The 14657-nt window shown below is 75.2% G+C and carries 17 protein-coding genes; 9 read left to right on the top strand and 8 right to left on the bottom strand.

Features of this window, described 5'->3' with window-relative positions; genetic code table 11:
* Positions 1-47 precede the first annotated feature (47 nt).
* On the top strand, positions 48-224 hold the full coding sequence (locus BM339_RS49530; protein ID WP_021598442.1) for a hypothetical protein: 177 nt from the start codon (positions 48-50) through the stop codon (positions 222-224).
* Here the strand turns inward: BM339_RS49530 and BM339_RS01505 are convergent.
* Positions 193-1167 carry a DMT family transporter gene (locus BM339_RS01505; protein ID WP_083597167.1) on the bottom strand — a complete coding sequence of 325 codons (975 nt, stop codon included), beginning with the start codon at positions 1165-1167 and terminating at the stop codon, positions 193-195. The genes BM339_RS49530 and BM339_RS01505 overlap by 32 nt on opposite strands.
* Here BM339_RS01505 and BM339_RS01500 point away from each other — a divergent pair.
* On the top strand, positions 1166-2560 hold the full coding sequence (locus BM339_RS01500; RefSeq protein ID WP_075019691.1) for an aminotransferase-like domain-containing protein: 1395 nt from the start codon (positions 1166-1168) through the stop codon (positions 2558-2560). The two genes, BM339_RS01505 and BM339_RS01500, sit on opposite strands and share 2 nt — an antisense overlap.
* Here BM339_RS01500 and BM339_RS01495 read toward each other — a convergent pair.
* Complete coding sequence (locus tag BM339_RS01495; RefSeq protein WP_024934638.1) at positions 2555-2908, bottom strand: VOC family protein; 354 nt, start codon at positions 2906-2908, stop codon at positions 2555-2557. The genes BM339_RS01500 and BM339_RS01495 overlap by 6 nt on opposite strands.
* Complete coding sequence (locus BM339_RS01490; RefSeq protein WP_024934639.1) at positions 2905-3168, bottom strand: hypothetical protein; 264 nt, start codon at positions 3166-3168, stop codon at positions 2905-2907. The genes BM339_RS01495 and BM339_RS01490 overlap by 4 nt, the downstream gene beginning before the upstream one ends.
* A gap of 124 nt (positions 3169-3292) precedes the next feature.
* Between BM339_RS01490 and BM339_RS01485 the strand changes: the two genes are divergently transcribed.
* From BM339_RS01485 to BM339_RS01470, 4 genes are all read left to right on the top strand, one after another.
* Positions 3293-3847: a CGNR zinc finger domain-containing protein gene (locus BM339_RS01485; protein ID WP_075019690.1), complete on the top strand. Its 555-nt coding sequence runs from the start codon at positions 3293-3295 to the stop codon at positions 3845-3847.
* Positions 3848-3917: 70 nt separating this feature from the next.
* Positions 3918-4460, top strand: coding sequence for a GNAT family N-acetyltransferase (locus tag BM339_RS01480; protein ID WP_075019689.1), 543 nt, complete (start codon positions 3918-3920; stop codon positions 4458-4460).
* Between the two features lie 45 nt (positions 4461-4505).
* Complete coding sequence (locus tag BM339_RS01475) at positions 4506-6185, top strand: MFS transporter (protein WP_256255145.1); 1680 nt, start codon at positions 4506-4508, stop codon at positions 6183-6185.
* A gap of 2 nt (positions 6186-6187) precedes the next feature.
* Positions 6188-7054 (top strand): 1,4-dihydroxy-2-naphthoate polyprenyltransferase, encoded by an 867-nt coding sequence (locus BM339_RS01470; RefSeq protein WP_075020113.1) that lies wholly within the window; start codon positions 6188-6190, stop codon positions 7052-7054.
* On the opposite strand, the gene BM339_RS01465 is transcribed toward BM339_RS01470, so the two are convergent.
* Together BM339_RS01465 and BM339_RS01460 are read right to left on the bottom strand one after the other, a co-directional pair.
* A complete protein-coding gene (locus tag BM339_RS01465; RefSeq protein WP_081842389.1) occupies positions 7018-8058 on the bottom strand; it encodes a DUF3995 domain-containing protein in 1041 nt (346 codons plus the stop codon). The two genes, BM339_RS01470 and BM339_RS01465, sit on opposite strands and share 37 nt — an antisense overlap.
* An 80-nt stretch (positions 8059-8138) precedes the next feature.
* Positions 8139-8813 (bottom strand): uracil-DNA glycosylase, encoded by a 675-nt coding sequence (locus BM339_RS01460; RefSeq protein WP_021599411.1) that lies wholly within the window; start codon positions 8811-8813, stop codon positions 8139-8141.
* A gap of 112 nt (positions 8814-8925) precedes the next feature.
* On the opposite strand from BM339_RS01460, the gene modA reads away from it, so the two are divergent.
* The 3 genes from modA to BM339_RS01445 all read left to right on the top strand — a co-directional run bounded on the left by modA (position 8926) and on the right by BM339_RS01445 (position 12920).
* A complete protein-coding gene (gene modA, locus BM339_RS01455) occupies positions 8926-9705 on the top strand; it encodes a molybdate ABC transporter substrate-binding protein (protein ID WP_021599412.1) in 780 nt (259 codons plus the stop codon).
* A 147-nt stretch (positions 9706-9852) separates the two neighbouring features.
* Positions 9853-11964, top strand: coding sequence for an ATP-dependent zinc metalloprotease FtsH (gene ftsH, locus BM339_RS01450; RefSeq protein WP_218163548.1), 2112 nt, complete (start codon positions 9853-9855; stop codon positions 11962-11964).
* Between the two features lie 77 nt (positions 11965-12041).
* The gene (locus BM339_RS01445) at positions 12042-12920 is read left to right on the top strand and encodes a sigma-70 family RNA polymerase sigma factor (RefSeq protein ID WP_024934643.1); all 879 of its coding nucleotides are present in this window, start codon (positions 12042-12044) and stop codon (positions 12918-12920) included.
* A gap of 3 nt (positions 12921-12923) precedes the next feature.
* Here the strand turns inward: BM339_RS01445 and BM339_RS01440 are convergent, their stop codons facing one another.
* From BM339_RS01440 to dapB, 3 genes are read right to left on the bottom strand one after another with little or no spacing between them, the layout of a single operon-like run.
* Positions 12924-13370 (bottom strand): GNAT family N-acetyltransferase, encoded by a 447-nt coding sequence (locus BM339_RS01440; RefSeq protein WP_021599241.1) that lies wholly within the window; start codon positions 13368-13370, stop codon positions 12924-12926.
* Entirely contained in the window at positions 13367-13894 is a 528-nt protein-coding gene (locus BM339_RS01435; RefSeq protein WP_075019687.1) for a transglutaminase-like domain-containing protein, read from the bottom strand. The genes BM339_RS01440 and BM339_RS01435 overlap by 4 nt, the downstream gene beginning before the upstream one ends.
* Positions 13894-14631 (bottom strand): 4-hydroxy-tetrahydrodipicolinate reductase, encoded by a 738-nt coding sequence (gene dapB / locus BM339_RS01430; RefSeq protein WP_021599239.1) that lies wholly within the window; start codon positions 14629-14631, stop codon positions 13894-13896. The genes BM339_RS01435 and dapB overlap by 1 nt, the downstream gene beginning before the upstream one ends.
* Between the last annotated feature and the right edge of the window lie 26 nt (positions 14632-14657).

Raw genomic sequence — 14657 nt, 5'->3', positions numbered from 1 at the left:
GGAGCCGCCCCGGTCCTTACGTCCAGGTGGATGGAGGTCGAGCCGGCATGCGAGTCCCACCGAGCCAGGGCGAGCCGCGCCCCCTGATCAGCACCCGAACGCTCGTGATCGTCCTCGTGGCGGTCGGCGCCGCCGTACTCACCGCCGCGGCCCCGCGGTTCGCCGTCCCCATCGGCGTGGGCGTGGCCGTCATCACGCTCCTCGCCCAGATCGTGAAGGACTGAGGAGCGCCCGCTCCGCCGGGTCCCGCGGGGCCCGGCGGACGCGGGTGCGCTGGGTGAGGGCGACGCACACCAGCACGGCGACGGCCGCGAGCACGGTCGTGGCGTCGACCACCTCGGCGAGCAGGATCCCCGACCACGCCAGCGTCAGCACCGGCTGCGCGAGCTGGACCTGGCTGGCGCGGGCGATCCCGGCCCGCGCCAGCCCCTCGTACCAGGCGAAGAAGCCGAGGTAGGCGGAGAAGGCGGCGACGTAGCCGAAGCCGAGGACGGCGTGCCCGGTCCAGGCGGGACGGGTGGTGGCGAGCAGCCACGCGGTCACCGGGACGGTGACGGGCGCGGCGAGCACGAGCGCCCAGGAGATGACGCGCCAGCCCGGCATGTCGCGGGCCAGCCGGGCCCCTTCGGTGTACCCGGCCGCGGCGGCGAGGAGCGCGCCGAACAGCAGCAGGTCGGCGGCCGTGACGCGGCCGGCGCCGCGGACCAGGGCGAAGCCGGTGACGCAGGCCGTGCCGGCCGCGCTCGCGAGCCAGAACGCGCCGGAGGGCCGCTCCCCCGCGCGCAGCACGCCGCAGACGGCGGTGGCGGCGGGCAGCAGCCCGACGACGACCGCGGAGTGGGCGGACGAGGCGCCGTGGTCGAGGGCGAGCGTGGACAGCACCGGGAACCCGAAGATCACGCCGGCCACGACCACCGCGAGGCCCGTCCACTGGCCGCGGCGCGGGCGGCGCGCGCGGACCGCCAGCAGCGCGGCGGCGGCGAGGACGGCCGCGGCGGCGGAGCGGCCGACGCCGATCAGGTACGGGTCGAGTCCGTCGAGCCCGAAGACCGTGGCGGGCAGCGTGAAGGAGTAGATCAGGACGCCCAGCCCGGCGAGCCACAGGCCGGGGCCGAAGGCGGGATCCGCTACCGGCGCGGGGACAGTAGCGCTATCTTGGTTCCTCATGAAAGACGATAGCAGTGTGATGGCGCTGGCCGGAACGCTGCGCGCCGGCGTCCTGCGGATGAGCCCCGGGGAGCGGCTCCCGTCTAGCCGCGCGCTCGTCGAGCGGCACCGGGTCAGCCCGGTGACGGTGTCCCGGGCGCTGGGCGTGCTGGCCGCCGAGGGCCTGGTGGTGACGCGTCCGGGCAGCGGCACGTTCGCCGCGGAGCGCAAGGAGACCGTCCCGGAGCCGGCCGACCTCGGCTGGCAGGCGGTGACGCTCGGGGACCGGTCCGTCGATCCGTCCGGGGTGTCGTGGCTGCTCACCCCGGCCCCCGAGGGCGTGGCCGCGCTCAGCGGCGGCTACCTGCATCCCTCGCTCCAGCCGGTGCGGGCGCTGGCCGCGGCGGGGGCGCGGGCGGCCCGGCGGCCGGACGCGTGGGAGATGCCGCCGCTCGGCGGGGTACCGGAGCTGCGCGCCTGGTTCGCCCGCACCGTCGGCGGCGGCGTCACCCCCGCCGACGTGGTGATCGCCAGCGGCGGGCAGCAGTCGCTGACGACCGTCCTGCGGGCGCTGCTCCCGCCGGGCGCGCCCCTGCTGGTCGAGTCGCCGACCTACCTCGGCGTCCTCGCGGTGGCGCGGGCCGGCGGGCTGCACCCGGTGCCGGTCCCGGTGGACGCGCACGGCGTCCGCCCCGACCTGCTCGCCGAGGCGTTCGCGATGACCGGGGCGCGCGTCCTCTACACGCAGCCCGCCTTCCAGAACCCGACCGGCGCCGTGCTGGACGCGCAGCGGCGCGAGCGGGTGCTGGACGTGGCGCGCGCCGCCGGCGCGTTCGTGGTCGAGGACGACTTCGCGCGCCACCTCGGCATCGACGCGGACCCGCCGCCGCCGCTGATCGCCGCGGACGGCGAGGGCCGGGTCGTGCACATCGCGTCCCTGACCAAGGCGACCGCGCCCAGCCTGCGGGTGGCCGCGGTGGCGGCCCGGGGCCCGGTCGCCGAGCGGGTCCGCGCCACCCAGCTCGTCGAGGAGTTCTTCCCGGCGCGGCCGCTGCAGGAGACGCTGCTGGAACTGGTCAGCTCGCCGGGCTGGCCGCGGCACCTGCGCGCCGTCCGGACCGCCCTGCGGTCGCGCCGCGACGCGCTGCTCGCCGCGCTCGCGCGCGACCTGCCGGAGCTGCGCGTGAACCGTCCGGCGGGCGGCCTCCACCTGTGGGCCCGGCTGCCGGACGGCGCGGACGACGCCGCCCTGGCGGAGGCCGCCCTGCGCGCCGGCGTCCTGGTCAGCGCGGGACGGCCCTTCTTCCCCGCCGAGGCCCCGGCCCCGTACCTGCGGATCGGGTACGCGACCGCGGCCTCGGAGGCGGAGCTGGCGGAGGGCGTCCGCCGCCTCGCCGCCGTCCTGCGGTCATGAGGCGGTGCAGAAGCAGAACTCGTTGCCCTCGGGGTCGCGCCACACCTGGAAGGGGGATGCCGGGTCGCCCATGAGGCCGGCGGCGGGGGTCGCGCCGAGGCGGACCGCCCGCTCGCCTGCCGCGCGGACGTCGGGGACGTCCAGGTCCAGGTGCAGCCGGTTCTTGGCCTTCTTGCCCTCGGGAACGCGCTGGAAGGACAGGACGGGGCCGCCCGTCCCCAGCGGCTCCAGGTCGAGCCAGTCGGCGTTCACCGCCGACGTCCTCATGCCGAGCAGACCGCCCCAGAAGGCCGCCATCGCGTCCAGGTCGGCGCAGTCGATCACGATGTTGCCCACCCTCGGGGTCATCGCGCACCTCCGGCGAGACGGACCGCGCCCGCGGAGCGCGCCGCGGCACGCGCGCAGTACGGGGCCGGCCGGTGGCGGCGCGGCAGCGGCAGGCCGCCGACCAGGGCGCGGAAGCGGGCACGCCGCTCGCCGGCCTTCACCTCCGCCCGGGCGCGGGCGGCCAGCCTCGCCTCCACGATGTCGGCGTGGAGGCGCGCGTACTCGCGCTCCGCCCAGGCGTGCCGCGTCGCGAGCGCCCCCAGGTACGGCAGCTCGTTCATGTCGTCCTCCCGTTCATTGACACCATCAAAAGCTTAATGCCGGTGTCGTCGTCGCGCAACCGGTGAAACATTTATGGCGGTGTCGCCGGTTGGTAGGGTTGAGGAGGACAAGGCAGGAGGGGTGATGGCCGACACCCGCGAGAACGAGGACCCCGCGCTGCTGCTGACCGGCTTCGTCAACACGCTCGACGTCGAGTCCGCCGCGGACGCGCTCGCGACGCCCGGCGACCTGGCCGGGTGGCTCGCCGGGCGCGGTCTCGTCCCGGACGGGACGCGGGCCGGCGACGCCGACCTGCGCACCGCGCTCACGCTCCGCGAGGGCCTGCGCGAGGCCATGTCCGCCAACCACGGGCCGCGGGAGGCCGACCTCCCCGGCGACCTGGACGACGCCCTGGCCGCCCTGCCGCTGCGGATCGAGCTGACCGGCCCGCACCCCGTCCTGCTGCCGCTCGACCCGCCCGGCACGGCCGCCGCGGGGCTCGCCCGGATCGCCGCCGCGATCATGGACGCGGTGTCCGCTGGAACCTGGCCCCGGCTGAAGGTCTGCCAGGAGGGCACCTGCCGCTGGGCGTTCGTGGACACGTCCAAGAACCGGTCGCGCGCGTGGTGCTCGATGAGCACCTGCGGGAACCGCACCAAGACGCGCGCCTACCGGGCCCGGCGGCGCACCCCCGCCTGACCGGCGCTCGCTAGGGTTGACCGGGTCTCCGGATGAAGGCCGGGGCTCCGGAGAGAGGACGTGGGACGGCATGGCGGATGTGGGGGTGCGGCCCGCGCGGCGTGCGGACGCCGCCGCCGTCGCAGACATCCAAGTGCGGGCGTGGCGGCACGGGTACCGCGACCTGCTGCCGGCGGGCGTCCTCGACGAGGTGACCGGCGACGCCGCCGTGGAGCGGTGGCGGGAGAAGTGGGCGGAGGCCGCCACGGCGCCGCCGAGCCCCCGGCACCAGCTGCTGGTCGCGGTGGCGTCCGACCTGGTCGTCGGCTTCGCCGCGCACGGGCCGGCCGAGGACCCCGACACCCGCCCGGACGACACCGCCGAGCTGATCGGGCTGCTCGTCGACCCGCTGCACGCCCGCGCCGGGCACGGCAGCCGGCTCCTCGCAGCCACCGTCGACCTGCTCCGCGAGGACGGCTTCGCCACCCTGATCTCCTGGGTGTTCGAGGGCGACGAGGTCACGCGGTCGTTCCTCGGCTCGGCCGGATGGGCGCCCGACGGCACCGCCCGCACGCTCGACATGGGCGAGCCCGTCCGGCAGATCCGGCTGCACACCGACATCGGCGTCCGGTGAGGGGTCGGTGAGCCGCACCGGCGCCCCGGCCATATCTTTGACGTCGTGCCCGAGTCCACCTCCCTGACCCCGCCGCGCGCCCCGGCGCCGGCGCCCGCCGTCCGGCACCGCCGGCTCGGCGTCGCCGTCATGAGCCTCGGCGTCTCGCTGGTCGTCGTGGACGCCACGATCGTCGGGGTGCTGCTCCCCCGGATCATCGGCGACCTGGGCCTGATGACGACGGACGCCGAATGGGTCACCTCGGTGTACTCGCTGGTGTTCGCCGCGCTGCTCATCCCGTTCGGGCGGGCCGGCGACCTGTTCGGGCGGCGCCGGATGTTCGTGCTCGGGGTGGCGGTGTTCTCGGTGGCGAGCATCGCCGCGGCGGTCGCCGGGACCGGGTCGGCGCTGCTCGGCGCGCGGGCCCTGCAGGGCGTGGGCGCCTCGATGATCATGCCGGCCACGCTGTCCACGGTGAACGCGGTGTTCACCGGGCGGGACCGGGCCGTCGCGTTCGGCATCTGGGGCTCCATGATCAGCGGGATGGCCGCGCTCGGACCGCTGCTCGGCGGGGCGCTGGCCACCGGCGGCGGCTGGCGGTGGGCCTTCGCCGTCAACCTGCCGCTCGGCGCCGTGCTGATCGCCGGGGCGCTGCGGTTCATGCCGGAGACCCGCCGGCCGGGGCCGGGGAGCGCGCGCCGCGAGATCGACTGGCCGGGCGGCCTGCTGTCCGCGCTCGGGCTCGGCGCGCTGGTGTGCGGCATCATCGAGGGCCAGACCTACGGCTGGTGGACCGCGACCCGCCCGTTCTCCATGGCCGGGCTCGACTGGCCGGAGGGCGGCCTGTCGCCGGTCCCGGTCGTGCTGGCGCTCGGCGCCGCGCTGATCGCGGCGCTGATCCTGGTGGAGCGGTTCCGCGCGGCGGCCGGACGCCCGGTGATGCTCGACCTCGACCTGTTCCGGATCCCGAACTTCCGGCGCGGGAACCTGGCCTCGGCCCTGATCAACGTCGGCGAGCTCGGCCTGCTGTTCGTCCTGCCGCTGTTCCTGCTCGGCGTGCACGGCACGAACCCGCTCCAGATCAGCCTGGCGATCCTGCCGCTCGCCCTCGGCGCGTTCCTGTCCGGCGGATGCGCGGGCCGGCTCGCGAACCGGCACGGCGCCCACCGGGTCGTGCAGATCGGCATGGTGCTGGAGGTCGCCGCGGTCACCGCCCTCGGCGTCACGGTGTCGGCGACGACCGGCTGGCCGGGCCTCGCGCCCTGGATGCTGCTGTACGGGCTCGGGCTCGGCCTGACGTCGGCGCAGCTGACGAACGTGTCGCTGGCGGACGTCCCGCCGGACCGGTCCGGGCAGGCGTCCGGGACGCAGTCCACGGCCCGGCAGGTCGGCGCGGCGCTCGGCATCGCCGCCATCGGGACGGTGTTCGCGACGAGCCTCGGGCACGCGATGGCCGACCGGCTGTCCGGCTCGGCGCTGCCGCCCGAGCAGCGCGCCGCCATCGCGCACGGCCTGCGGGAGAGCGCCGGGACCTACGGACGTGATCTGCACGACACCCCGGGCCTCGCCGCCGAGGCGCGCGCCGCCGACGCCAGCCTCGCCGCCGCGACCAGGCACGCCGCCCTGACCACCGCGGCGATCCTCGCGCTCGGGCTCGGCCTGTCGCTGCGGCTGCGCCCGAGTAGTGATCTTCATCGGGAAGAATCGGACCGCCAGCCCCCTGTCGTCCCACAGAACAAGCGGTGATCGTGGCCACGCTCTCCCAATGGGTCGCCGGCTCCCGGCCCCGGACCCTGCCCGCCTCCCTCGTTCCCGTCGTCGTCGGCACCGGCGTCGCCGCCGGCGAGGGCGACCCCGTCTGGTGGCGCGCCGTCCTCGCCGCGGTCGTCGCCCTCGTGCTGCAGATCGGGGTGAACTACTCCAACGACTACAGCGACGGCGTCCGCGGCACCGACGAGGACCGCGTCGGCCCGCTCCGGCTCGTCGGGTCGAAGGTCGCGCCGCCGAAGCAGGTCCTCGCCGCCGCCCTCGGCTGCTTCCTCGCCGCCGCCGTGGCCGGGCTCGTCCTCGCCGCGGTGACCACCTGGTGGCTGCTGCTCGTCGGCGCGTGCGCGATCCTGGCCGCCTGGTTCTACACCGGCGGCAAGACCCCGTACGGCTACCGCGCGCTCGGCGAGGTCTCGGTCTTCGTCTTCTTCGGCCTGGTCGCCGTCGTCGGGACGGTCTACGTCCAGGTCGAGGCGCTGCCGTGGGAGGCGTGGGCGGCGGCGGCGCCGATCGGGCTGCTGGCGTGCGGGCTGCTGGTGGCCAACAACCTGCGCGACATCCCCACCGACCGCGAGTCGAGCAAGCGGACCCTCGCCGTCCTCCTCGGCGACCGCTGGACCCGGATCCTGTACGCGGCCTGCACCGCGCTGCCGTTCATGATCGTCCTGGCGCTGGGGGCGGTGCGCCCGTGGGCGCTGATCGCGCTGCTCGCGGCGCCGCTGTCGCTGCCGCCGACGCAGAAGGTGCTGAACGGCGCGGCCGGCCCCGCCCTGATCCCCGTCCTGGGCGAGACCGGCCGGCTCCAGATCGCCTACGGCGTGCTGCTGGCGGTCGGCCTGGCGCTCTGACCCCCGGCGGCGTCGCTCCCGGGGCCGTGGCTCTCGGCGAGCAGGACGGCGCCGGTGAGTCCCATGATGAGCCCGCCGAGCACCCCCGCCAGGGCGGTCAGGCCCGCCGCGGTGCTGAAGTCCGGCGCCAGGGCGTCCGGCCGGCCGATCATCACCAGCAGCCCGTAGAGGGACCCGGTGAACGTGGCGGCGGATCCCACCCAGGCGGCGGACAGCGGCACGGCCAGCGGCCCCGGCCCGCCCGCACGCCGGACGATCAGCACGAGCGCGGCCGCACCGGCGATCGCCAGCACACCCCACACGCCGTCGGCCAGTTGCTGCGGCACGTTCCGGTCGTCGAGCGCGTCGTCGTGGAGGCCCGCCGTCCCGCCGAACGCCCAGTACAGGTGCGCGGCGGCGAAGGCGGACACCGGGACGGCCGCAACCCGTGCCAAGAGCATCTGCAGCGACGAGGTCGCGCCCTTGGGAAGGTTCCTCGCCCGTGTCGCGAAGACCCACGGCCACCGGTCCCGCGCGTACAGGACGAACGCCGTCAGCAGCCCGAGCCCCTGCACGGTGAACCCCCCGTAGACGATGCCGTACACCCAGCTCTGGAGCCCGTTGGCGTCTCCGGTCACCGGTTGAGAGGAGAACAGCGTCTGCAGGAGCGTCCCCAGCGGGACGGCGAGGACGATCGGCGCGAGCAGCCCGGCCGCGACCCAGATCGGCGCCAGCACCAGCCAGCCCGGCAGGCGCCGCCCCCAGGGGAAGGTGAACGCCATCGCGACCAGCACGGCCACCGCGTCCATCCCCATGGTGATCGCGTTGCCCGCGTAGAGCGCGGTGTCCTCGGCGGCGGACGCGTCGTTCCACCCGACCGTGCTGCCGGACAGCCACGCGATCTTTATGGTGAGGTAGGGGACGCACGCGGCGATCGTCGCCGCGCAGACGGCCAGGCGGAGGCGGCCGGGACCCCCGCGCGCGGCGCGCGGCCGCACCGGCAGCGGATGAGCTGAAACGGTCATGCTCCGAGGATCCGCCGGAGCGCCCGTCCCGCGCCTCCCGCCGCCGGGTGACGCGCGTCCCCCGCGCGGGTGAACCCCCGCTAGCCCCAGCTGATCTCGGGCAGGCCGGCGTCGACGAGGGCTTTGTTGACGGCGCTGAACGGGCGCGTCCCGAAGAACTTCTTCGCGCTGAGCGGGCTCGGGTGCGCCGACTCGATCACCGTGTGCTGTGGGCCGGTGATCAGGCGGGCCTTCTTGCGCGCGTAGGCGCCCCACAGGACGAACACGACGCGCTCGGTCTTGTCGTTCAGCGCGCGGATCGCGGCGTCGGTGAAGTCCTCCCAGCCCTTGCCGGCGTGCGAGCCCGCCTCGCCGCCGCGCACGGTCAGCACGGCGTTCAGCAGCAGGACGCCCTGGTCGGCCCACCGGGTGAGGTCGCCCGACGCGGCGGCCGGGACACCGAGGTCGGTGCCGAGCTCCTTGTAGATGTTGCGCAGCGACGGAGGCAGCCGCACGCCGTCGCGGACGCTGAAGCTGAGCCCGTGCGCCTGGCCGGGCCCGTGGTAGGGGTCCTGGCCGAGGATCAGCACGCGGGCGCGGTCGAACGGGCAGTGCCGGAACGCGTTGAACAGGTCGTCGCGCGGCGGGTACACGGTCTGCCCGTCGTACTCCCCCGCGACGAACGCGCCCAGCGCGGCGGTGGCGAGCGGGTCGAGCAGCGGGTCGAGCCGCTCCCGCCAGTCGCCGGGCAGCAGTTCCATCAGGTCGAGGGACATCGTCGAGCCTCCGAGGACGTGATCTCCAATTGCCCGAAACACTAGTGCGGGCCACTGACACGCCATGCCGAATCCGGGGAGCGCGGGCACTTCGACTCTAGGATGACGCCATATGCCCGATTCCCCCCGTCGGCGGCGCCTCCGCGCGTCCGCGCTGCTCGCCGCCCTCGTCCTGCCCGGCCTCGGCGCGGGCTGCGGCGGCTCGTCCGGGCCGGTGACGCTCACCGTCCTCGCCACCGCGTCCATGACGGAGGTGTTCGGCGAGATCGCGGCGGCCTACCACCAGGACAACCCCGGCGTCCGGCTCCGGCCGGTGTTCGGCGGCGCGCCCGAGCTCGCCGACCGGCTGTCCGAGCACGACCCGGGCGACGTCCTGGTGACGGCGGACGGGGCGAGCATGGACGAGGCCGCCGAGCAGCTCGGCACACCCCGCCGGACCGTCGCCAACGGCGCGCTCACGATCGCCGTCGCGCCCGGCAACCCGCGCCGCGTCCGGGGCCTGCGGGACCTGCGGAGGCCGGGCCTGCGGGTCGTCGTCGGCGCCGGGACGGTCCCGGTGGGCCGCTACACCCGCCAGGTCCTCCGCAAGGCGGGGCTGACCGTCCGGTGGAGCAGCGAGGAGATCGGCGCGCGGGCCGTCCTGGACCGGATCCGCGCGGGCGAGGCCGACGCGGGGATCGTGTTCATCACCGACATGCGCTCGGCCGGCATCGCGGCGAGCAGCGTGCCCATCCCCGCGGACCACAACGTCACCGCCGCCTTCCCCGCCGCCCCGATCCGGGGCGGCGCCCACGAGGAGGACGCGGCGGCGTTCGTGTCGTGGCTGGTCACGCCCGCCGCGCAGAAGCTGTTCAACAAGTACGGCTTCGTCACCCCGGCCGCCCCCCGCTGAGGCGGCCCCGCGGGCGCCGCGGCGGGCGCGGGAACGGATGGGGGGCGAACTCCGTTGACCTCCCCGGGGACCCGACGGGGGTCCGGTGCCGGCCGGCACGGCGGGCACCAGCGAGAGCACCGCGATCGATCCGGGGAGATGGCAGACGTGCCGGAGCAGCGACCCGCGCCGGAGCCCGACGAGGCGCCACGGCCCACCACCACGCGGCCCACCGCCACGCCGCCCACCACCGCGCCGCCCACCACCGCGCCGCGGCCGGGCGGCGCGCACCGCTCGGCCGCCGAGCCCGACCGGCACCGGTCGGTCCCGCCCCGCACCGATCCGGAGCAGCCGTGGCGCGCCGAGGGCGTCCCCGGCCGGCGCGAGCGGCCGGCGCGCCGCCTCGGCGGCTGGAAGCCCGGCCGCAACACCGGCGTCTTCTGGGCGCTGCTCCTCGCCGTCTTCGCGCTGAGCTACGTCTCCATGCACGTCACCGGGCAGAAGGAGCGGGTGACGATCCCCTACACGGCGTTCACCCAGCAGGTCGCCGCCGGGAACGTCAAGGACGTCTACACCAAGGGCTACGAGATCCAGGGCCAGCTGAAGAGCAGGCAGCAGGTCCCCGGGCAGCGGGACGCCGGCGAGACCTACACCGCGTTCGAGACGCTGCGGCCAGCGTTCGCCGACGACCACATCTACACCCAGATGGTGCAGAAGGGCGTGGAGGTCGAGGCCAAGCCGGTCAACGCGGACCGCGGGCTCCTCGCCAACTTGCTGCTCTCGCTCCTGCCCACGCTGCTGTTCGTCGGCCTGTGGATCGGCGTGATGGTGTGGCTGCAGCGCCGCATGACCGGCGGTGGGGGCGGCGGGCTCATGGGCGGCTTCGGCCGGTCCCCGAAGCCCGTCGCGCCGGACGAGAAGCGCGCCACCTTCGCCGACGTCGCCGGCATCGACGAGGTCGAGGCGGAGCTCAGCGAGGTCGTCGACTTCCTCAGGGACCCCGGCAAGTACCGCCGGATGGGCGCCCGCGTCCCCCGCGGCGTGCTCCTCACCGGCGCGCCCGGCACCGGCAAGACGCTGCTCGCCCGCGCCGTCGCCGGCGAGGCCGGCGTCCCGTTCTACTCCGCCGCCGCCTCGGAGTTCATCGAGATGGTCGTCGGCGTCGGCGCGGCCCGCGTGCGCGAGCTGTTCACCGAGGCCCGCAAGACCGCGCCGTCCATCATCTTCATCGACGAGATCGACACGATCGGCCGGTCGCGCGGCGGCGGCGCGAGCATGGGCGGGCACGACGAGCGCGAGCAGACGCTCAACCAGGTCCTCACCGAGATGGACGGGTTCTCCGGCTCCGAGGGCGTGGTGGTGATCGCCGCGACGAACCGGCCCGACATCCTCGACCCGGCGCTGCTGCGCCCCGGCCGGTTCGACCGGCAGGTCGCGGTGTCCCCGCCCGACCTGGACGGGCGCGTCGCGATCCTGCGGGTGCACACCCGCGACGTCCCCCTCGCCGCCGATGTCGACCTCACCTCCGTCGCGAAGATGACGCCCGGCATGACCGGCGCCGAGCTGGCCAACCTCGTCAACGAGGCCGCCCTGCTCGCCGTCAAGCACGAGAGGGGCGCCGTCGGCATGGACGAGTTCCAGAGCGCGCTCGAGAAGGTGCAGCTCGGCACGCGGCGTTCCCTGGTCATGCCGTTCGAGGAGCGGCGCCGGACGTCCTACCACGAGTCCGGGCACGGCCTGCTCGGCATGCTGCAGCCGGGCGCCGACCCCGTCCGGAAGATCACCATCGTGCCGCACGGCCGCGCGCTCGGCGTCACCGTGTCCACGCCGGACGACGACCGCTACGCCTACGACGAGCGCTACCTGCGCGGCCGGATCATCGGCGCGCTCGGCGGCATGGCGGCCGAGGAGCTGGTCTTCGGCGTGATCACCACCGGCTCGGAGAGCGACCTGGAGCAGGTCACCAAGATCGCCCGCGGGATGGTGGGCCGCTGGGGCATGTCCTCGAAGGTCGGCCCGCTGTCGATCCTGCCGGCGGACGGCGACGGCCCGATGGGCCAGTACGCCGCCCAGGGCACCCTGGACGCCGTCGACCTGGAGGCCCGCCGGATCGTCGACGAGTGCTACGCCGAGGCCCTGGAGACGCTCCGCGCCAACCGCGACCGGCTCGACTCGCTCGCCGCCGCCCTCCTGGAGAACGAGACCCTCGACGAGAAGGCCGCCTACGCCGCCGCCGGTGTCGACCGGACCATCCGCGAGGTCGACATGTCGAAGACCTGACCTCCGCGGGCGAGCGCCGGTCACATCCGCCGCGTCCGGTCCGTCAGTGCTATGACGGAGCCGACGAGGGGAACGTGATGGACGAGCGCGAGTTTCTGGCCGAGCGGTTCGAAGAGCACCGCACACACCTGAGAGCGGTCGCCTACCGGATGCTGGGCTCGCTCGCCGAGGCCGACGACGCCGTCCAGGAGTCCTGGCTGCGGCTCAGCCGCTCCGGGGCCGGCGGCATCGAGAACCTGGGCGGCTGGCTGACGACCGTCGTCGGCCGGGTGTGCCTGGACATGCTCCGCTCGCGCACGTCCCGCCGCGAGACCCCCTTGGAGGAGCGCCTCCCCGACCCGGTCGTCGGCCCGGCCGCGGGCCCGGACCCCGAGCACGCGGCGCTGATGGCCGACTCGGTCGGGCTCGCGCTGCTGGTGGTGCTGGAGTCCCTCACGCCCGCCGAGCGGCTGGCGTTCGTCCTGCACGACACCTTCGGCGTCCCGTTCGAGGAGATCGCCCCGATCGTGGGGCGGTCACCGGCCGCGGCGCGGCAGCTCGCCAGCCGCGCCCGCCGCCGGGTGCGCGGGACGGCGCCGTCCCCCGAACGCGACCCGGTGCGCCAGCGGGCGGTCGTCGACGCGTTCCAGGCCGCCGCGCGGGACGGCGACTTCGAGGCGCTCGTCGCCGTCCTGGACCCGGACGTGGTCCTGCGCGCCGACGTCGGCGCCGTCGCCGGCGGCCTGACCGAGATCCACGGCGCCGCGGGCGTCGCCGGGCAGGCCCTCGCCTTCCGCCAGAGCGCCGGCGTGTCCGTGCCCGCGCTGGTCAACGGGACCGCGGGGATCGTCGGCTTCGAGGACGGCCGGCCGAAGTCGGTGCTGGCCTTCACGATCGCGGACGGCAGGATCGTCGAGATCGACATCCTGGCCGACCCCGCCCGCCTCGCCGCGCTGGACCTCTCCTTCCCCGGCTGACGCTCAGGCGTCGAGGCGGCGGTGGAAGAGCACCTTGTCCTCTCCAGGGCCGTCGTGGGAGGGGGCGTCGGCCGTGGTGAATCCCATGGCCCGGTGGAAGGCGATCGACGCGGTGTTCCGGGGGGACGTCAGAGCGCGGACGGTGGTGCGGTCGTCGGCGCGGGCCATGGCGAAGAAGGCCTCGTACAGGCGACGGGCCAGCCCGGTGCCGCGGTGCGCCGGGGCGACGCCGGCGAAGTGGACGTAGGCCGTGTCCGCGTCGGAGGGCGAGAGGAAGCCGACGAGGAAGGCCGCGAGGTCGCCGCGGGTCTCGGCGACGAGGCTGGTGCGGTGGAAATGGTCGAGGAACAGGCGGGGCAGGACGGGGTGGATCTCGCGGCCCCACCAGTCGTCCACGACGGCGATGATGCGGTCGTAGTCGGCCGCGGCGGCCGGGCGGACGTCCGTCACAGGGTCTCCGGAAGGCCGGCGACGGTGAGGGTCTCCATGCCCTGCAGAGCCTTCAGGACCGTGGGGTGCGGCACCGCGTGGACGGTCGGGAGGATCGGGTCGGCGGGGTGGGCCAGCGCGTCCTCGGACGCGGAGAAGGCCACGTCCGTGCCGCGCGGATCCAGGCGGACCCAGCGGTCGTCGATCAGGGCGGCGGCCAGGCCGTGGACGAAGCCGGGGCACAGCTGGTAGCAGAGGCCCGCCTGGACGCCGCCCGCGCGGAGGAGGGCGACGAAGGCGTGCGACTGGGCGAAGCAGAGGCCGGTGCCCTGGTCGAGGACGTCCGAGGCGCGCCACGTGACGCGGGTGTCGCCGGTGTCCATCGGGTGCGAGATCCGGTCGCGGACGTGGTCGAACGCCGCGCGGGCGTAGGCGATGTCGTCGCCGGTGCGCAGCTCCGAGGCGATCGACTGGACGAGCGGGTGCTCGATGTCGATCGCCTCGGACGCGGCGAGGTAGTCCCAGGGGTCGGCGGCGAAGTCCATCACAGCCCGAGGAGCGACTCGATGCCGATCGTGAGCCGGTCCAGCTCGGGGACCCTGCGGACGGCGAGCAGCACGCCGGGCATGAACGACTCGCGGTTCATCGAGTCGTGCCGGATGGTGAACAGCTCGCCGTGGCCGCCGAGGACGACCTCCTGGTGGGCGACGGCGCCGGACATGCGGACCGCGTGCACCCGCACGCCGTCCACGTCGGCGCCGCGCGCCCCCTCGATCTCGGAGGTGGTGGCGTCCGGGGACCGGGACACCCCGGACTCGGCGCGGGCTGCGGCGACCAGCTCGGCGGTGCGGTACGCGGTGCCGGACGGGGCGTCGACCTTGTTCGGGTGGTGCGTCTCGACGATCTCGACGGACTCGAAGAAGGGGGCCGCCTTCTGCGCGAAGTGCATCATCAGCACCGCGCCGATCCCGAAGTTCGGGGCGATGATGACGTTGCCGGCCGACTCGTCGGTGAGCCAGGAGCGGACGGTGTCGAGGCGGGACGGATCGAAGCCGCTGGTGCCGACGACGGCGTGCAGGCCCTGCTCGACGCACCATCTCAGGTTGTCCATGACGACGCCGGGGTGGGTGAAGTCGACGACGGCCTCGGCGGCGGTCAGGGCGTCGAGCTTGTCGCCCTGGTCGACGGCGGCGACGAGCTCCAGGTCATCCGCCCCCTGCACGGCACGGCACACCTCGGCTCCCATGCGGCCCCGCGCGCCCAGCACCCCGACCTTGATCACGTGTTCCTCCCGGTTCGCGTCCCGCC

Origin of the sequence: Actinomadura madurae (genome assembly GCF_900115095.1) — a bacterium.
GTDB lineage: Bacteria > Actinomycetota > Actinomycetes > Streptosporangiales > Streptosporangiaceae > Spirillospora > Spirillospora madurae.
Note: the sequence above shows the minus strand (reverse complement) of the source record. Positions and strands in the feature narration are given on the sequence as shown.